The organism is Mucilaginibacter aquaedulcis, from assembly GCF_030409325.1.
Taxonomy (GTDB): Bacteria; Bacteroidota; Bacteroidia; order Sphingobacteriales; family Sphingobacteriaceae; genus Mucilaginibacter; species Mucilaginibacter aquaedulcis.
On the sequence record NZ_JAUFPR010000002.1, the window covers coordinates 512631 to 531553 of the forward strand.

14 protein-coding genes and 1 tRNA gene are annotated in these 18923 nt (G+C 41.2%); 3 read left to right on the forward strand and 12 right to left on the reverse strand.

The window, feature by feature from the left end:
* Positions 1-47: 47 nt before the first annotated feature.
* The 9 genes from QWZ01_RS06830 to QWZ01_RS06870 all read right to left on the reverse strand — a co-directional run bounded on the left by QWZ01_RS06830 (position 48) and on the right by QWZ01_RS06870 (position 13296).
* A complete protein-coding gene (locus tag QWZ01_RS06830; RefSeq protein ID WP_290322550.1) occupies positions 48-2510 on the reverse strand; it encodes a glutaminase family protein in 2463 nt (820 codons plus the stop codon).
* Positions 2511-2743: 233 nt separating this feature from the next.
* Entirely contained in the window at positions 2744-3205 is a 462-nt protein-coding gene (locus QWZ01_RS06835; RefSeq protein WP_290322551.1) for a DUF4268 domain-containing protein, read from the reverse strand.
* Between the two features lie 141 nt (positions 3206-3346).
* Positions 3347-3871 carry a DinB family protein gene (locus tag QWZ01_RS06840; protein WP_290322552.1) on the reverse strand — a complete coding sequence of 175 codons (525 nt, stop codon included), beginning with the start codon at positions 3869-3871 and terminating at the stop codon, positions 3347-3349.
* Between the two features lie 88 nt (positions 3872-3959).
* Complete coding sequence (locus QWZ01_RS06845) at positions 3960-4301, reverse strand: hypothetical protein (protein ID WP_290322553.1); 342 nt, start codon at positions 4299-4301, stop codon at positions 3960-3962.
* Between the two features lie 73 nt (positions 4302-4374).
* The gene (locus QWZ01_RS06850; protein WP_290322554.1) at positions 4375-6705 is read right to left on the reverse strand and encodes a Kelch repeat-containing protein; all 2331 of its coding nucleotides are present in this window, start codon (positions 6703-6705) and stop codon (positions 4375-4377) included.
* Positions 6706-6931: 226 nt separating this feature from the next.
* Positions 6932-8782, reverse strand: a complete 1851-nt coding sequence (locus QWZ01_RS06855) for a CocE/NonD family hydrolase (protein WP_290322555.1) — start codon at positions 8780-8782, stop codon at positions 6932-6934.
* 124 nt (positions 8783-8906) lie between these two features.
* Positions 8907-9332 (reverse strand): hypothetical protein, encoded by a 426-nt coding sequence (locus QWZ01_RS06860; RefSeq protein ID WP_290322556.1) that lies wholly within the window; start codon positions 9330-9332, stop codon positions 8907-8909.
* Positions 9333-9424: 92 nt separating this feature from the next.
* Positions 9425-10804: a sigma-54-dependent transcriptional regulator gene (locus tag QWZ01_RS06865; protein WP_290322557.1), complete on the reverse strand. Its 1380-nt coding sequence runs from the start codon at positions 10802-10804 to the stop codon at positions 9425-9427.
* A complete protein-coding gene (locus QWZ01_RS06870) occupies positions 10801-13296 on the reverse strand; it encodes a tetratricopeptide repeat-containing sensor histidine kinase (protein WP_290322558.1) in 2496 nt (831 codons plus the stop codon). The genes QWZ01_RS06865 and QWZ01_RS06870 overlap by 4 nt, the downstream gene beginning before the upstream one ends.
* Positions 13297-13725: 429 nt before the next feature.
* On the opposite strand from QWZ01_RS06870, the gene QWZ01_RS06875 reads away from it, so the two are divergent.
* From QWZ01_RS06875 to QWZ01_RS06885, 3 genes are all read left to right on the forward strand, one after another.
* Positions 13726-14787 carry a redoxin domain-containing protein gene (locus tag QWZ01_RS06875; RefSeq protein WP_290322559.1) on the forward strand — a complete coding sequence of 354 codons (1062 nt, stop codon included), beginning with the start codon at positions 13726-13728 and terminating at the stop codon, positions 14785-14787.
* A gap of 56 nt (positions 14788-14843) precedes the next feature.
* Positions 14844-15299: an organic hydroperoxide resistance protein gene (locus QWZ01_RS06880; RefSeq protein WP_290322560.1), complete on the forward strand. Its 456-nt coding sequence runs from the start codon at positions 14844-14846 to the stop codon at positions 15297-15299.
* A gap of 101 nt (positions 15300-15400) precedes the next feature.
* Positions 15401-16444: an alpha/beta fold hydrolase gene (locus QWZ01_RS06885; protein WP_290322561.1), complete on the forward strand. Its 1044-nt coding sequence runs from the start codon at positions 15401-15403 to the stop codon at positions 16442-16444.
* Between the two features lie 54 nt (positions 16445-16498).
* Here the strand turns inward: QWZ01_RS06885 and QWZ01_RS06890 are convergent.
* The 3 genes from QWZ01_RS06890 to QWZ01_RS06900 all read right to left on the reverse strand — a co-directional run bounded on the left by QWZ01_RS06890 (position 16499) and on the right by QWZ01_RS06900 (position 18867).
* A tRNA-Leu gene (locus tag QWZ01_RS06890) sits at positions 16499-16580 on the reverse strand.
* A gap of 93 nt (positions 16581-16673) precedes the next feature.
* Positions 16674-17462, reverse strand: coding sequence for an ABC transporter substrate-binding protein (locus QWZ01_RS06895; protein WP_290322562.1), 789 nt, complete (start codon positions 17460-17462; stop codon positions 16674-16676).
* A 1-nt stretch (position 17463) separates the two neighbouring features.
* Complete coding sequence (locus QWZ01_RS06900; protein ID WP_290322563.1) at positions 17464-18867, reverse strand: undecaprenyl-phosphate glucose phosphotransferase; 1404 nt, start codon at positions 18865-18867, stop codon at positions 17464-17466.
* Between the last annotated feature and the right edge of the window lie 56 nt (positions 18868-18923).

The following is an 18923-nucleotide window of genomic DNA, read 5'->3' on the forward strand; positions in this document are numbered from 1 at the left end:
GGCAACCATTTCAATTGCCGGGCTTTTTGTTTAACGGTATATTAATTTTATTTAGCGCTCCATTTCTGTTGCAGAAGTTTAATGAAATAACCACCTACCACACTGCGGGCCTGAAAACCCACCTGCTTACCGTTGGTTGTTTCGTGCCAGTCGCTTAATGGTACACGTGTCGGAGTTTCCATGGCGTATTTATAAACCGGGTTGGCCAGCGCCTCAAAATCAGCTTTATTATTTGCTAATGTAGCTGTCCACATGATCCAATCGCTTTTGGTATAGGTTTTACGGCTATCCAAAGGTAATCCGTATTCTTTTTGTTTGGTCAGGTAAAACTTCACCTCCCTGTCGTAAACCGACTGAGGGAACAGGTTAAGGCCTAAAATCTTATCCCAAATAATGTTATACTTCTGGCTCCAAGTATCTTTTTTATCAAACACCAATGAATAATGATCACCGGCATCTGCCATCTGCATCCACTTGGTTACCATTTCTTTGGCCATTGCTTTGTATTTAGCAGCAACATCTTTTTGGCCCATCAGTTCGGCTAAATGCGCGTAGCAACCTACACCTACAATAGCTTTTGCAGATAAGTTGGCATTACGTGCCAGGTGACCGGCAAAGTCGTCGGTACAAAGCTGGTTAGCAGGGTCTAAACCTTCTTTGGCCAGATAGTTCGTCCACTTAGTTAAAATTTCCCAGTGTTTTTTAGCATAGGCCGGATTGTTACCGTTTGCCCTGACAATTGCAGCGGTAAGTGCCAGCATATTGCCCGATTCTTCAACAGGCATACCTTCGCCGTAAGTTTGGCCGTTTGCTAAAGGATAAGTGCCCAAATCATGCGCGGCGAAGTCGTGAGCGAATTTTCCGCTTTCGCTAAAGTAGAAGATACCGTTCAGCATACCTTCCATCAGTTCAGGATTGTAAAGCAGGAACAAAGGAGCCGAAGGATAAGTAACGTCTACAGTATTGATAGAACCGTTACTGAAATTCTCTTTCGACAGGAATAAAGTTTCGCCTTTAGGGCTTTTTACCAGTGCATGAGCCGCGATGCTTTGGCGATAAGCCAATACACATAACTTAGCATAATCCGTTCCGCCTGCATTTAAGGCATCTTTGTACATGGATGTATTGAATACCGTGCATTTTTTCAATATCGATGGATAATCAACAACAGCTTTTGCCAGCAGTTGATCCATTGTTTGCAGCTGCGCGGTTTGCCACCATGGTTTTAAGTTGGTGTGAAAATATTGTACCGGGTTAATATCATCGTAACCCAACTCAACAAATTTTTCAACCGCGGTTTGGCCTACATTGCCAAATGGAATTACGGTATTCAAAACCAAATTATTGCCTTCTGTACCGGTTGACTTACTACTGCCGTTGAAAAATAACTCTACAGATTCCTTAGCGGTACTTACAAATTGAGAAGCTTTGGTGGTTTTAGGCACAGCTACGTACATGTACCCCCAGTCTATGCGCACATCATCGCCCTTTTTTTGAAGAATAGGTTGCGCTACAGTACCGGCTTTTAATATAGATAAGGTTGAGGTATTATATTGTTTGGTGGTGATAGCCTGATCGGGCGTGTTACGTGCCACATCGGTTGAGGCACTGAAGAAAACCTTTACATCATGTGATTTACCATCATTTGATTTTACTTTATAGCTAATATATGATACCGGCCTTGATAAAATGCTCAGGTCGCTCATCAATAATGGCGAGGTAAAGGTAAGCTGCAGGTCTGCCTTGCCACATTTAAAGTTGTAAACGGTTTGGGTGGCATTAAGCGTAACGCTGGTTTGTTTAGCCAACTCTACGGCTGCATGGTCGGTAGGTTTCAGTTCATCGGCAAGGCCAGCATCAAGCCATGCGCCACCGCCCGTATTGGTACAATGCAGGGCCAGTACGTTTTCCCCTTTTTTGAGTTTGCCCATAGCTGCTTCAGGAAGACTGAAATATTGCAGATCGCCATTGGCGCCACCTTGTTCACTTATTTTTTCGCCGTTTAGGTAAACTTCTGCCTCATCATCATGATGCAGCCTTAAGGCAAGCTTATTAATGTTAAGATCATTAATGGTGAAGGTTCTGCGCACCCAGATATCCCTGCTTGTCCACACCGTTTTACCGGCGGCTTTATCATCGCTGAATGGAGCGGCGCCGGTTTTCCAGCTGCTATCATCAAACTTTTCATCGGACCAGTTTTTGCCAGGGTCGATTTCTGTGAATTTAACATTGTATGGGGTTTCGTTTGCTGCCGCAAGTACGGTTTTGTACTCAACTGCTTCTTTCCCCATAAAACGATAAACGGTACCATCAACCTTTATTAAACCTAACAGAGATTGATCTTTACCTGTCCAGTGATGGGTGGTTGATTGATTCAGGTCATCAGAAAACGACCAGATGCTGAAATAAGGGTTGTGTGTAATAAGCGGGTAGGCAGGCGCTTTAGTTGCTTGCGCACGGGCCATAAGGCCGCTAAACGCCATGCAAACAATTAATGGAAACCTTTTCATGTGTTATAAGTGGTTAATACAATATAGAGCTGTAAATATTGTATTTTCCTGCTTAAAACCTATACACTTTTACAAAAAGCGTCAATATGACGATTAATTGATACGATATGTAGAAATTTTAGATTTTCAGACTTGTAAATGTGCGGATGTGCAGATTAATTATTTGGATGTAAAAGTGAAATGATCTCCACTATTTTCACATCTACACATTTGCATATCTACAAATCTTCACTTTATTTAAACATTTCAAAGCTGTATAGAGCAACGCTCCAAAATTCGTCAAGTGCTATAATGCGGGGTTTAAAAAATGAGATAAGGACTGGCCAATCATTCCGGTTAAAGATACTGGTAGATGGCAGGACACGGATAATGCGGCTAATGATTTTATGATTTTCGTCAAGAGTGTGCAGCTGCCACTCCCACTCCTCATTCAAATAGGTGTGCAGCATGGTTTTAAGCTCTATAAACTGTTCAAACTGCAGTTCCTGCATACCAGCATCCGGGTGGGCCATTTCAATTGCAATATACGCCGAACGGTTATCAACCTGCATTTTAAAGTTTAAGTGTTTGATACCCGTTTTATAATTTATCCAGTTTGTTCTTAAACCATCGGCCGATAATTGTGGGGCGATATACTGCCCAAATGCCGTCCAGAAAGCCTGCCTTATTTGTGATGCCTCGTCTTTTGAATACAATTGTTTATCCTTTACTTATAAGTAGTTCCTTTAAAAAGTTTCAAAATTATAGAAAATATTGGCATCGGGAACCCCATAAACAGAAAAGCGGCCCTCAAAAAGGAGCCGCTTACTTGTTTTTCATAGGTAAAATGACTGTTATTAAGATCTGTCCCAGAATGCTGGTGGCTCAATACCTAACGAGCGCAGGTAAACATAGCTTTGCGCACGGTGATGGATCTCGTTATCAATAAAGTAAAATAGAGTATCGATTATTTTACCTTCGTAAGCCCCAAAAGCCAGTTCAACTTCCTGAAAACGCTCTGGTGAAAGCTGTTGCCAGCTTTTATTAAGCTGCTCTGTTATCTGATCCCATTGCTGTAAAACGGTTTCCTTTGTTTTTGCCGGCGATTTTCCTGTAGCGTGATCAAGTTCATAGATAGGTTTCCATTGGCCGGTAATTATTCCGTTCATACCGTCGCTGCTCATATCCATTATTTCGATGGTCATATCACCAAATGAGCGCATACCGGCTACTGAATAACCAAATAATTTATCTTCAGGAAAGGCTTCTATTACTTTCCGGGTTAAACGGCGATGTCCTTGCCAATGAGCTAATAAATCTTTTGGTGATAGGGTCACTTCTGCTTGGGCATTCACTTGCTGATTTGCTGAATTTGTTTCCATGGTGTTGTTTGTTTTTTTATAAAACAAAGTAACCTATGGCCCATGACAACCCTATGTCAGCAGTGAAAAAGAAACTTGAAAATAATTTTCATTTGGAGTTTTTAATAAAAGCCACGATTTGCTCCTGCTCAAATGGCGGCAGTTTACCGCCCGAGTAATGCCATTCTGAATCGTCGTTTTCAAAGGTTATCCTGCCCAAAAAGCCGGGATTGTATTTATCATCAATCAGGGGCTTGCTCTCGCCTATTTCAGGAGCTATTTCCTGAATATCCAACAGGTCGGTTCCTTTCTTTTCGGAGTCTTTATACAGCGTATATACTCCTGTAAAGTTCAACTCATTATTCACAGCCTGAGATAATACAGGTTCAATAATAACATTGATGTTGGCCCCGTTTTCCTTTTTTATGCTATGGCTTACTATGCGTATCATATCTGTAATCAATTTATAGTTAACTCAATAAACTAAGTACAAGTCAGCGCTAAAATTGTTCAGGATTATTTGCTTATTGTACCATAAATTTCAGGATATCAACCTTACCTTCTACTGATGTCACGTGTAATAAATATGTTCCTCTTTTTAAAGAAAGCGGCGCCAGGTTTACATCAACAATACTGCCTGCCGAATTAAAAAGGCTGGTTGATACATTACGTACATCGCCATTTAAACTCACCACTCGCAAAATGGCAACCTTTTTATATTTATAAGCTTCCGGGAAAACAACCTGCAAATTGCCATGCGCCGGGTTTGGGTATAAAATGGGTTTACCAACAGCAAGAGATGGAGCACTATTATCCTGGGTTTTTAAGGCAGCGTTCGTTATAATTGCGGGGGTATTGAGGCTGCTTGCTTTAGCTACATTATTGTTATCTGTTTTGGCTACGCATATCACTAAGTACTGACTTAGAGCACCTGCTGCAGGGCTGGCCATATTACCACCAAGGTTTACCGCACCTGCACTGTAGTCTTTACTGTAGAGGTTAAAGTTGCTAATCTTGGCATCATTGATACCTAATTTATCACTGGGTTTTTTCCAGCCCGATAGCCAGGCGGGCAAGGCTGTAGCACGCGGATCATAAGCTACGTAAACGGTGGCATCATAGGCAAGGTTAAAGCTGATCTGGGTTGAAGCCTTGCTTACTTTATCATCGCAAGCTGTTTTGATGAAAGGAGCATCTGACAACGCTGATGGTACTGTTGTGATCACGTAATCCCTGTCGGTGTAGTAAATAGCCCCTGTATGCAAAGCACTCAGCTGGTAACTACCTGCCGCGGTTGATTTAATGTTTGAAATTAAGGGCGATGGCGGCTGAGTTGTTGAGCTGTCTTTTTCAAAGGTTGCCGTCAACGAGGTGTTTTTTTCAAGGATAATATTAATGGGATTGGTAGTTGAAACCGTATCACCGCTCCACGTGGTAAAATGCCATCCCGTAGCTGCGTCGGCGTTGAGTTTTACCTGGGTACTATCATCATAATTGGATTGATTGGGCGTTTTACTGATGGTACCAGAGCCGCTTGATTGCAAAGTTAAAGTGTAACCTGATGGCTTACCGCTTACATTTATATTAACGCAAAAAGATGCTTTTGAACCGGTTGTGCTACTGGTTGCCGTAACGGTTCCGGTATGCGTTCCGGCAGATAAGCCGCTGGCATCAATGGCTACTTCAATATCGTTGCCGTTTAAATTTACTGTACCGCTTGCATTTTTTGTAACAGTAAGCCATGATGCATCAGTATGAATGCTGTAATTGGCTACATCTTCAATAACGTAGAGCAAATTATGCACGGTAGCCTCCCGGTCACTATCCAGAACGGGCGAAAAACAGGAGTTTGAAAAACCAAGCGTTCGAGCCGTACTCCGGTTTACATTGGCAATGTAGGTTTCCTTACGCTCGTTACTATAACTATTTAAAGCTCCGTTGGTTATAATGAAATATTTGCCAGCCAATTTTGCAGAAAGACCTAAAAAACTTCCCGGTAACTGGTAGGCTGTATTATTTGTCCATGTGCCGGGCCCGTTAGCTTGTGGCGTGTACTGATAAGTTGTGTTTTGAGTTAAGTTATTAAATCCCTGCCCTGCAGTCAAAAAGATCTTACCGTCAATAGCAAAGGTTGCTGCCTCGGCATGTGAACGTGGTTTGGGCAGATCGGCCAATCGTGTCCAGGTGTTGTTTACCGGGTTGTACATATGACAATACACTTGATCTACCGCACCGCAATCGTGCTGAAACTGCCCTCCAAATGCGTAAATTTTACCACCCAGCACCACGTAGCTGATATGGTTCCTGGGGGTAGGCATCGGTGCCAGCTTATTTTCCCAGGTTACGTGGTTCCTATCAGCCATATATTTATCTACATCAATAGTTAAGTGCAGTTTTGATTGATCTTCGCACAAGGTTGGGCCAAAACCACCAAAAACATGAATGGTTCGTCCGAGCAAGGCATACCCGCCTGCACCTAAAGGGAATGGCGAACCTGTTGCCGGATCAATAATTTCAGGCCCAATTGACCATGTGTTGGTGGTAATATTATATATGCTCACCTTACTGCTGGCCGGGCCATGAGCATCAACAGCCCTGCCCCCTATTATCCATACATTATCATCAACCAGTATTATTCCCTGATGGGTAACCTCCCGGCCGGCAGGTAACGGAGCTATCGTACTCCATTTATTGGCTGCTATGTCATAGACTTCGTTGGTTTTTTCAATGATCGGATTGTCGCCAAAACCGGTAAATACATACATTTTATTGTTGTATACAACGTTATTGCATTCGGCACGTTTATGGATCTCGTCTGCCTTTCGTGTCCACTGGGCGTGGACGGCATTTGCCATGAAAAAACAAAGACATAAAAGGGCAAACAATCGCCGCAAATAGCAGGTATAAGGTTTCATCATTTAAGGGGTATTAAATAACTGATAATTAAAAAAATACCACGATCAATATACCCAAAAAAACAGCAACAGCGAACTACATATAGCATATTGTTCGCTGTTGCACAGTATTGCACAACTATTGGTACACGGATTTCGAAAAAAAATCTTATACCTTTTTTCGTTATTATTCTGTTACAGGTAAAAGTATCTTAGAGGTGTTGTGATAAATATTGATGGTTTCTTTTACAAAATCGCTATCCTTTGCATGATAAATATCTATGAATTGCTGTGGGTTCCTGTCGGCCAATGGAAACCAGCTGCTTTGTACCTGGATCATGATCTTGTGACCTTTTTTAAACGTATGGGCAACATCGGGCAGTGTAAATTTAACCTGTGTCATTTTGCCTGGCACAAAAGCTTCAGGAGCTGAGAAACTGTTGCGATACCTACCCCGCATGATTTCGGCACGAACCAGCATCTGATAGCCACCCATGGGATATTTTGTAATGGGATTGCTTACCGGAGTATCCGGGAATACATCAATCAGTTTTACCACAAAATCCGCGTCGGTACCCGACAGGCTAACCATTAAGTCGGCGATTACAGGCCCAGCCAGCGTAATATCTTTGCTTAAGGTATCCGTGTTAAATACCAGCACATCCGTACGCCGCGCCGCAAAACGCTGATCATCGGTCATGTACTCCCGTGTACGGTTGTAGTGCACTTTTTCGGCATATGGCACGGGTTTAGCGGGGTCGCTGACATAGCTATCAAACGTTTGGTCTGATGTTTTGGCTTCGGTGAAGGATAACTTACCATTTTTCTGCAGATAAATAGGTGTTGGCGTAACATCAGCCGGCGGCCATTGCTTTAACTTTTTCCATTTATTTTCGCCCGAAAAAAACACGGTTGCTTTGCCGATGGTATCAACAACACCCTTACCTTTCAGGTAATAGTTAAAAAACGGTATCTCAATATTTTGGGTATACCATTCGTTGGTTTTACTATAAAACAGCACATTGCCTAAATGGGTGCCGTCTTTACTGGCCCATTGGCCATGGTACCAGGGCCCAATTACTAATTTACTATTCGTTGCCGGGCTTTGTTTAATAAGGGCCTGATAAGTATTCCAGGTGCCGTAGCCATCTTCGGCATCAAATAAGCCGCCAACTATGAGCATAGCTGGTTTTACATTTTTAATACCCGAGCGGGCATCACGAGCACGCCACCAGTTATCAAGGTTAGGGTGATTCATCATATCGCTCCAAAATGCCAGGCTATCTCCTGTAATTTTGGTAAAGTTGGGCAATGCGCCCATATTTAAATAGTACGAATAATTGTCGTGGTCAGGAAAATCGTAGGTTTTAGCAGGTGATTTTGTTGGATGTGGCCGTGGCTGGCTAAAACCAAAGCCCACGTGAAAATCAAATGCATCCATCAGGAACAATACACCGTTATGATGGTCGTCATCGCCAAAAAACCGGTCGGTTACCGGCGCCTGTGGACTTACGGCCTTTAATGCCGGGTGATCGCTTAAAGCCGCCATGGTAGCATAAAAGCCCGGGAAAGAAATTCCGATGGCTCCCACCTTACCATTATTATTATCGAGGTTTTTCACCAGCCAATCAATGGTGTCGTAAGTATCGCTGGCCTCGTCTATATCTTTGTTTGTTTTTTTGTTGGAGTTAAAGGGCCGCACCACCTCAAATTTGCCTTCGCTCATCCAGCGGCCGCGTATATCCTGGGTAACCATGATATACCCCTCACGACAATAGTTGATCATGTAGTTCCGCCAATACGCATGATAGTCTTTTCCATAAGGCGAACACGAATAAGGAGTACGTGTGATGAGTATGGGATGTTTTTCTGACTGGTCTTTAGGCATGTAAACCGATGTAAACAACTTAGCGCCATCGCGCATGGGTATGCTTATTTCTTTTTTAATGTAGTTATTTACAAACCAAACGGAATCAACATTTTGAGCAGTGGCTGCTAAAGGAAAAAGGATAATGATAAGAAAGGCTATTTTTCTCATTTCAAACAATAAAACGTTAACCGTAAATATATAGATTTTACTCAAGCCCTAAACACAAAAGCCGGTCTGGAGCGACCGGCTTTTGTATAAGCTTTTTTTTACTATTATTTAGCGAACTACAAACTTAAAAGAACAAGCTTGAAAGCACATTACCAGCACTTGGTGCCGACGGCTTGAGTCCTAAAAATTTGGTGTATTGAGCCACTGTAAGTGCTGTTTTTAATTTTCCTGATAAACCGCTTATTAAGCTGGTTGATTTGCTGGCGTATTCCGTTTTATTGGTATTGGCCAAAGGCATAATACCTGCTTTACTCTTTAAATAATCAGTAATATCGGTAGATACCGTAGGTTTTTGTGCAGCTGTTAAACCTAATGATGGTGTAAGTTTAGCCATAATAGCATCCTTAACGCTGCCTATGTTGCTTAATGATGGCAGTGATGAAGTGCTTACGTTGGATGAGGCCGCACTTTGTATCTTTTTTAAAATGCCTTGCGAAAAAGCCACGCTGCTTGTAATGGTTAAAATTAAAACTGTTAGCAATTTTTTCATGGTAAATATGTTTTGGTTATAAGCAAAAATAAATAATTTAAACAGGAATGGGCTTATGCTATATTTATTATATCCTGTTGTATTCTTAATTGTCAATTGCTATCGTGTTTGAAATATTTTTTTTCGATGCCCAGTTTTTTCATACGGGAGTTTAGTGTAGATGGATTAAGTTCAAGCAATTCGGCAGCACCGCCTTGTCCGTAAATTCGCCAGTTGCATTGGCCAAGCACCAGCAGAATATGATCACGTTCATTTTCCGTCATACTTTTGATGCGGGTTTCGGGCAAAGTTACATTACTTTTATTTTGGCCCGGCAGTTTCAAAAATTCAAGTATAGGCCCATTATTGAGTAAAACACTTCGGGCTATTATATTTTCTAACTGTCTTATATTACCCGGCCAATCATAATTTTGCAGGGTTTGTATCACATGATCAGCAATTTCAGTGATTATTTTATTTTCTTTACGCGCGTAGATCCTTACAAAATGATCTGCAAGTAAGGCGATATCTTCCTTACGCTCTCGCAGCGGAGGTAAAGTAATCGGGAAAATATTGATGCGATAATAAAGATCTAACCTGAATCGGCCGGCGGCTATTTCTTCTTCCAGATCGCGATTGGTGGCGGCTATGATCCTTACATCAACCTTTTTTTTGCGTCCGCCAATAGGTTCAATTTCCTTTTCCTGTAATACACGTAACAATTTAACCTGAAGTTCAAGGGGCAGCTCTCCTATCTCGTCTAAAAAAACTGTGCCTTCATTGGCTTGTTCAAATTTTCCAATCCTTTTATCAATAGCTCCTGTAAAAGCGCCTTTCTCATGCCCGAACAATTCAGATTCGATCAAATTTGCCGGTAGGGCCGCGCAATTTACTGCCACAAATGGCTTGTTTTTACGGGCAGAAATATAATGGATGTTTTGAGCTATCAGCTCCTTTCCGGTTCCGCTTTCTCCAAGAATCAATACTGATATGTCTGAAGTGCCTACTATTTTAACCTCATTTAAAACCTCGTTCATAGATTTACTTGAGCCGATTATTTCCTTTATATCATGTGCAGGCTGACTTCCGGGCCCAGACTTACCGCTTCCACTTAGGCCCAGGTTTTGCCGGTGTAAATACCAGGCCACATCAAGCATTACCAAAACGTCTTTTTCGCGAAATGGCTTTACTAAAAAACCGTAAGGTTTAGTGGCCTTGGCCGCGTCAAGGATCTGTTTATTTGAATTTGCCGAAAGGTATACAAAAGCGATCTGTTGATCTCTTAATATTTTGGCAAGATCGATACCTGTTAACTCGCCTTTTAAATATATATCAAGTAATACCAGATTGGGCTTTTCACTTTCAATAATTTGTAATGCTTCGGGTACCGAGCGGGCTATTTTACAAACTAAATACCCCCCTTTTCTGAGGATGGAACGCAGGTTATCGGCTTCAATAAATTGGTCTTCTACTACAAGTATTTTAGTGTTCATGTGTATACCTCCGTTATTTCAGTTGGTTTTAAAAGACTATCCGGGTTATTCAATAGGTCTGTTTTAAATATAATGATAATCTTTGTTCCATTGTCGGTTGTAAAGGTTATATCGGCGTCAATATCTTCGCTAAGTCCTTTGATCAACCTTAACCCCAGTGATTCGGGCTCAACATCAGCTGCTATTTGCGGCATGCCTATGCCATCATCGCTAAGTTCAAGTTTAATTTTCTTAGCGTTGTGTATCATGGAAATGGTTATCAGCCCTTTCCGGTTATCCGGGAACGCATATTTGATAGAATTGGTGACCGCTTCATTAATGATGAGGCCTAAAGGAATAGCGTGCGAAAGGCTAAGGTTAATGGGCTCAATATTTAATTTGAACCTGATTTGTCCTGAGGCATCAAAACTATCCTCCAATGACTGTACAAGCTCCGGAATATAAGTGGCCATATCAATTGTTTTGATATCTTCAGACAAGTATAGTTTCTGGTGGATCAATGACATGGCAAAAATGCGGTGCTGGCTACTTTCAACCGCTGCCAGCGCATCATTTTCCAGATAACGGGCCTGGGATTCCAGTAGGCAGATCACCGTATGCAGATTGTTTTTTACCCGGTGATGTACTTCTTTCAGCAGCCATTCTTTTTCGGTAAGTAGATGTTGCAGAATTTCGTTTTTACGGGCAATCTGATCATTGGCTCGTTGTTTTAAATGATAACGGTAAATAACCACAGCCAGCAGAAGCACACATAGGCCAACGCCGGCTATCATCATTAGCTTGCTAACACGTTGCTGCTCCTGAAGCAACTTGATGTCCTGATCTTTTTTAGCGGCAGCATATTTTACAGTCAACTCGTTTAATTTTTGCTGTTCGTTAAAGTTACCTACAGAATCATATGCCTGTTTATATAAGATATGATCCTGAAGTGCCGCTTTAAAATTACCTTCCAATGAATCTATTTTATATAATAAATGATACTTTGTTTGGCGGTAATTAATTGTCCTTTTTGATTTGGGATTCACTTTAATCAAAAAATATCTGGCTAAAATATTGTTTTTTAGTTTGATGAAAAACATTGCGCAATCCACATAGGTGTCTGAAAGTTCGCCATAAGTATCATTATAATTCTTAGTAATCCGAAGGATTTTCCTGTAAGAAAGATCGGCAAGCTTAATTTTATTCATTCGTTCGTAACAATAACCGAGAGTACTGACAACCTGAACGTTTTCCCACGTAGTTTTTGGCGGATATTTGCTCACCGTCGAGTCAATAAGCTGCAGGCATTCCTTCGGCTTTCCGATATCTGTGTAGGCTTCAGCCAGGTATAAAAAGCTCTTGTACCAGAAGAAATGGGTTTCTTCACTCTTTGTTTCCATCCCCTTTCTGTACCACGGAATAGCCAACTCAAGTCTATCAACAAAAGCATAAACAACTCCGATACGCATATAAAAGCTACCGATAAATTGATTAAAGCCTGACCATTTCATATTTTCAAGGCCCGCATAGGCAGATTTTAGAGCGTCGGAAAAATTTGAATTGTTATTATAGACTATAGATAGTAGATAAAGGGTAAAGAGTTCATGCCTAAAACCGGAGGAACGTTGTAAGTCAAGTATCTGCTGAAATTGATTTTTAGCAAAGTTACGGTTATTGGTCATGTAATAATCTGCAATGAGCCATCGCAAAACAATTTCATTGTCTACCTGGTGCAAGCGATGGTAAATATCAACAGACCGGTTGAGATACTGCAACCGTGCAGTATCCCGTAAATTGAACGTTTCACTGTAATCCCGTAAAGCGGCCGCAACTACAGCAGTTTCAGAGCCCTTTGTGGCCGGGGTAATAATGCCTGAAAAAAGATATCTGCTTTTATCGATATTACCTCTTTGAAATTCGATCTCGCCCATGATCAATCTGGTTTCTTCCTGCCAGCTTTTTAAATTCAAGGATGAGCTTAAATTTGTAGCTTGTTGAATGTAATTCTCGGCGCTGTCCAAATCACTCTGAAATGTTTTAGGTTGGTGCAGGTACCAGATAGCCAGATCTACTATTGACCTGATCTGGGCCTCCCCCTTTAATTGTTTGGTAAGTTTTTTGGCATCATCTATCTTATTATTATTGATCAGGAGCGCAGTTGCCAAAAAATCATCCCCTTCAATACGATCGGTATATGGTAGCAGAAATGGTTGACCAGTAATTCGTGAGGCCACCATTTGCACGCTATCCGCATCAAGATGGGATTGTGTAATTTCATTAATGAATATGGCCGTGTTAATGGCCAATAATCTTTTTTGAGCAGTAGAGTATTTTCGCACAACTTCCTCAGCTGAAGCCTGTTGTTGAGAACCCTGAGCCACAGACGCATGAGCAGCAAGCATTGAAAGGGTAAAAACGAGTAAGATGCTTGTTGATATAAGGCCATCATTTAACGCAGTTTTTGCCCTTGCCTTCTTTAGTGATAAGAGATTTAAGCAGGCTATATCAATCATGTGCTTTATATGTGTGTTAAAACCATACCTCTTCATAAGATATTATTCGGTTCTAATAAAATATATTAAGCCGTTGGTATTGTAAATCAGCGTATTACATGATATTATCAAACCAGTATTTAAATAGATTTACTTAGTATATAAGTAACTGATTTACAGTACTATATATTCTAATAAATATCACATTTTTTTTTCAGAAACCGAAATCTTTCCACCATTAGTAATTTGTTGAATGTGTTCCAATCACGATATCTCAAGATGGGTTTTCGTGATTTATCATCGTTACAAGCGTTAGGTATTGATATTTATTTTATAATTAACTGACAACTAATTAGTTATAAAAATGGCACAAAAAATGAATTAGTTGTAGCAAATGATTGAAAAATAGTACATGAAAGCAGGCATTATTTGCTCCGTAATTCTTAAAAAATGTTCCGTTCACTCCGTTACATACGAACCATGATCATTACTGTATTTGCCATATCATTAGCGGCAAGTTTCGCAGCTATTGGCCCGGTAGGTTTATCACCTAAAGATGAAGGCCCATCACTTAAAGGAGCTACAGACTGGCTTAACGCACGACCGTTGGATCTTACAGCACTGCGTGGTAAAGTGGTACTGATTGATTTTTGGACATACACGTGCATTAACTGGCGACGTACACTTCCTTATATCCGTGAGTGGGCATCAAAATACAAAGATCAGGGTTTGGTTGTAATTGGTGTTCATACGCCGGAATTCTCGTTTGAGGAAAGAACAGAAAATATAAAAAAAGCAATGAAACAAATGGGTATTGATTATCCGGTGGCTATTGATACCGATTATGATATATGGGAATCATTTCAAAACCGGTATTGGCCGGCTTTATACCTGATAAATGCAAATGGAGTAATACGCTACCAAAAATTTGGTGAGGGAGATTATTATGAATCTGAATTGATGATCCAAAAGCTACTAAAAGAAAACTCAGCGCAAAATGTACCTACTACAACGGTTAATGTTAAACCAGAAGGATTTGAGGCTGCTGCTGATTGGCGAACAGTAAAATCGCCCGAAAATTATCTGGGTTATGGCAATACTCAGGGCTTTGCCTCAGCCAGTGGAATAATTGCAGATAAACGAATGCTATATGCTGTGCCTGCTAAACTTGAACTTAACCAATGGGCACTTTCAGGCGAGTGGATAATTGAAAAAGAAAAGGTTGTTTTGAGCGGTAAGGAGGGTAAACTGGTATATCGGTTTCATGCCCGGGATGTTAATTTGATCATGGGGCTGGCAGGAAAGGGCACTGCATTAAAATTTCATATACTCATAGATGGCAAAGCTCCCGGCAGCGCTCATGGATTAGACATTGATGCCGATGGTAATGGTACCATAACAGAGCCCCGAATGTACCAGCTCATCCGCCAACAAGACACAATTATTGACCGGGAATTTGAAATAGAATTTTTTGATCCGAAAGTGGAGATATATGACTTTACTTTCGGCTAATTAAATCTGATTTAATAAGTTAAGGCATTGATCATAAACAATTTAAAACTAAAATAATGGAAACTAACAGCAAAACATCTGAACTAAATGACGATCCGCAAGGAAAACTATTGTACACAGCACAGGCACATACAGTTGGCGGTCGCGACGGCGGTTCATCACGCACATCAGACGGGCGACTGGACGTTAAACTTACAGTTCCGGGAACGCCGGGCAATGGTACAAATCCTGAACAACTGTTTGCTGTTGGATGGTCATCCTGTTACTTCAGTGCATTACAGTTGGAGGCAGCCACCAGGAAGGTAAGGTTTCCGGCAGATGCATCCGTTAATGCCGAAGTAGACCTCTATTTATCAGATAAAGACGGATACTCATTGAAGGCGCGTTTATACGTTAGTTTGCCAGGAGTTGATCCGGAAGCTGCCCGTGCCATTGCCGATGGTGGCCATCTTTTATGTCCGTATTCAAAGGCAACACATGGTAATATTAAAGTCGAGACTATTTTAGTTTAAACTGCTCCTATTTAATTATGCTGAACACCTCACTTACCAGGCAGTGCGTTCTTGATAAGCAAGACGTAAATAATTTAATTGGATTTTAAAGCATCATTTTTATGTTAGCAAAACTTAACTATGGCCGCCGCCATTTTATAAGTGCAGCGGCCGTAACCATTGCTGCCGGCCCTGTTTTTATGTTCGGATCGGCAACTGCGAAAACAGCCAAGCAAAGCCCTTTAAAAAAAAATATAAGTTCATCATTTGACCAAATTAAACAGATTGATGCCGGTGTACTGAATGTGAGCTACGCCGAAGTTGGCCCGCCAAACGGTACCGCGGTAATTCTTTTACATGGCTGGCCGTACGATATTTACAGTTTTGGTGATGTTGCACCTCTGTTGGCAAAAAGAGGTTACCGGGTAATTATCCCTTATCTGCGCGGTTTCGGCACCACCCGTTTTCTTTCAGATCAAACGTTACGTAATGGGCAGCCCGCCGCAATAGCGCTTGACATTATTGCGCTGATGGACGCGCTCAAGATCCAAAAGGCTGTTATAGCCGGGTTTGATTGGGGTGCACGCACTGCAGATATTATTGCCGCACTTTGGCCCGAAAGATGTAAGGCTTTGGTTTCCGTTAGTGGTTATCTCATAGGCAGCCAGGCAGCAGGCAAAATCCCGCTTCCGCCTGCAGCTGAATTACAATGGTGGTATCAATATTACTTCGCTACCGAACGTGGCCGGGCCGGGTATGAAAAATATCGTTACGACTTCAACAAACTGATATGGAAACTTGCATCACCAAAATGGAACTTTGATGATGCCACTTTTGATCGTTCGGCTGCCTCATTTAACAACCCTGATCATGTTGCCATTGTTATTCATAACTACCGTTGGCGGCAGGGACTTGCCGTGGGTGAATCAAAATATGATGATATAGAGGAACGGCTTGCCAAGGGCCCTATCATAGCGGTTCCTGCTATTACGCTTGAAGGAGATGCCAATGGAGCCCCTCACCCATTGCCAGCCGCTTATGCAGGTAAATTCTCAGGAAAATATACTAACAGGATAATTGATGGAGGTATTGGACATAACCTGCCACAGGAGGCTCCGCAGGCATTTGCAGATGCAGTAGTAGAAGCCGATGGCTACTCTAAATAAATTAAGTTTACGTAAAACAAAAACGGGAATGGTAATTAAACCATTCCCGTTATGTGCGGAAGAAGGGACTCGAACCCCCACGCCGTGAAGCGCCAGATCCTAAGTCTGGTGCGGCTACCAATTACGCCACTTCCGCGTTCTGTTTTTAACAGGTCGCAAAGATAGTGTTTAAAGCTAAATATTAAAACAAATTTTTAGTTTTTTAGCTATCTACCTCATTTCTTTGCTATTAATTTATTGTTAGGTTATTTATCAGCTCGCTAAAGTACGCGGGTGCTTGTAACAACCTGCTGCCATACCATGAAAACAGTTCGCCATCTACCAATACTATCCTTGCTTGAGGTAATAAAGCTTTTAATTCCTCAGCATGTATTTGTTTGAAGGGATATGGCTCGGATGATAAAAAGATCACATCCGGATTGGCTTCAACCAGTTCAGTTGGTGTTATCTGCAGGTAACGGTTAGCTTTAAACACATTTACAAGTCCGATTTTTTGAAGCATATTGCAAATAAATGTATCTGCACCCGCAACCATGTATGGTTTGCGCCATATAAAGTAAGCTACCCGAAGATTTAAATGTGACGATACAAGGTTATTGAACGCAGCGGTAATATCACTAATCAAAGTATGAGCCATAGTATCGAGGCCCGTAATACTCCCTACGGATCGGATCATTTCAAGGGCATCACCAAGGTTATGAATGTCACTTATCCAAACGGGACAGATATCCATTAACTCTTCCACCTGACATTGATCGTTCTCCTCTTTATTAGCAATAACCAGATCAGGTTGTAGTGCCCTGATCTGGTCAATATTTAATTGCTTGGTTCCCCCTACTTTAGTTACCGATTTAAATTTATCAGCAGGATGGATGCAAAATTTGGTAATGCCTACAATTTCAGAGTCAAGCCCTAAATAAAATAGCAACTCTGTTTGCGAGGGTACAATAGAAACGATCCTTTTAGGTACTGCCGGTAAATGTACCTCACGATTTAACTGATCGTGAAATACAGGCATGTTAAAACGCGTTCTTTTCGCCCCTGGCAGCGTTCCATACAGTTAAGAATATGATCTTCATATCCAGCAGGAACGACCAGTTTTCCAGGTACCAAACATCAGCTTCAACACGCTCAAGCATGGCTTGCGTTGTTTGTGTTTCGCCCCTGAGGCCTTGTACCTGGGCCCAGCCAGTAATACCAGGTTTCAGAAAATGCCTTACCATAAAAGTATCTATCAGCTGCGAGTACTGTTGTGTATGGCTGATCATATGCGGTCTTGGGCCTACTATAGACATGTTTCCGAGTATTACGTTGAAAAACTGAGGTAATTCATCAAGGCTGGTTTTGCGGATAAAGGCACCTGTTTTGGTTATACGCTTATCGCCGCGGCTCGCTTGTTTTTTATCTGAGTCTTTATTCACCCTCATACTACGAAATTTGTAGCATTTGAAAGGCTTATTATCCCGACCAGAACGTTCCTGTACGAAAAATATAGGCCCCTTTGATTCTAATTTTATAATGATAGCCAGTATAGGAAATAACCAGCTAAATACAAACAGGATAATGAATATAGAGAAAACCACATCGAACAAACGTTTTATTGAACGGTTCAGCATGTTTTCTAATGGTTCAGGCCTTACTGATATAACTGGGATGTGTCCGAAACTTTGAATAAAAGTTGGCTTCTTAGCATAATCATAATACTCGGGGATAAACTTAAACCTGATCAGGTTTTTATCTGCGTCAAGCATCAGTCGTTCAATAGTTTGTGCCTCTGTGTTTGGCAGGGTACAAAATATCTCATCAACCTTGTTGTTGAGCACGTAGCTTATACAATCGTCGGTGCCGCCTAAGTACATGCGCTTGTCTTTCACCTTATCGGGGTTATCATCAAAAAAGCCAACAAGATTGTAACCACGCTCAGGGTTTTGTTTAAAAAAGCTATACAGGTCAGATCCAATACGGCCTCCGCCTATGATAATAACGGCCCTGGTGTCAATTAACGATGCACGGTCGCTTTTGCGTATGGTCAGGAATATCAGTTTCCATAAACCTAATAAAAAACCAAAGAGTGCCAGTGAGTAAAAAAGGTATTCACGGGTAATAAAATAAGCTTTAGTACCTATTAATATAATGATGGTGAAGCAAATAAAGCTTACAAATAAAAGGTAGGTTTTAATTACCCCCCTGTAGGTTTTTATGGAGTCTTTATTGAGTACATGTTCATACAATCCGGTAATGTTAGCAGACAGCAGCCAAATTAAATTGAAAACTAACACAATTGGCAAATACCGCCTGTTGTTAATCCAGAAAATATACGATCTGTCTTCGATGAAGTAAGAAATTACCATACTTATATTAAGTATAATATAATCGATGGTAAGGTTCACTGCTTTAATAAAAGTAGCGTATCTGTGAATCATGTATTATAAGGTTATTGATGTCGTATCTCCAGGCTAAAAATAGCAATATTATTTAA

Excerpts from the sequence above, each read along its gene's own strand:
- QWZ01_RS06830 (WP_290322550.1), bottom strand. The coding sequence starts at position 2,510 with ATGAAAAGGTTTCCATTAATTGTTTGCATGGCGTTTAGCGGCCTTATG.
- QWZ01_RS06840 (WP_290322552.1), bottom strand. The coding sequence starts at position 3,871 with ATGGAAACAAATTCAGCAAATCAGCAAGTGAATGCCCAAGCAGAAGTG.
- QWZ01_RS06845 (WP_290322553.1), bottom strand. The coding sequence starts at position 4,301 with ATGATACGCATAGTAAGCCATAGCATAAAAAAGGAAAACGGGGCCAAC.
- QWZ01_RS06850 (WP_290322554.1), bottom strand. The coding sequence starts at position 6,705 with ATGGCAAATGCCGTCCACGCCCAGTGGACACGAAAGGCAGACGAGATC.
- QWZ01_RS06855 (WP_290322555.1), bottom strand. The coding sequence starts at position 8,782 with ATGAGAAAAATAGCCTTTCTTATCATTATCCTTTTTCCTTTAGCAGCC.
- QWZ01_RS06860 (WP_290322556.1), bottom strand. The coding sequence starts at position 9,332 with ATGAAAAAATTGCTAACAGTTTTAATTTTAACCATTACAAGCAGCGTG.
- QWZ01_RS06865 (WP_290322557.1), bottom strand. The coding sequence starts at position 10,804 with ATGAACACTAAAATACTTGTAGTAGAAGACCAATTTATTGAAGCCGAT.
- QWZ01_RS06870 (WP_290322558.1), bottom strand. The coding sequence starts at position 13,296 with ATGATTGATATAGCCTGCTTAAATCTCTTATCACTAAAGAAGGCAAGG.
- QWZ01_RS06875 (WP_290322559.1), top strand. The coding sequence starts at position 13,726 with ATGTTCCGTTCACTCCGTTACATACGAACCATGATCATTACTGTATTT.
- QWZ01_RS06880 (WP_290322560.1), top strand. The coding sequence starts at position 14,844 with ATGGAAACTAACAGCAAAACATCTGAACTAAATGACGATCCGCAAGGA.
- QWZ01_RS06885 (WP_290322561.1), top strand. The coding sequence starts at position 15,401 with ATGTTAGCAAAACTTAACTATGGCCGCCGCCATTTTATAAGTGCAGCG.
- QWZ01_RS06895 (WP_290322562.1), bottom strand. The coding sequence starts at position 17,462 with ATGCCTGTATTTCACGATCAGTTAAATCGTGAGGTACATTTACCGGCA.
- QWZ01_RS06900 (WP_290322563.1), bottom strand. The coding sequence starts at position 18,867 with ATGATTCACAGATACGCTACTTTTATTAAAGCAGTGAACCTTACCATC.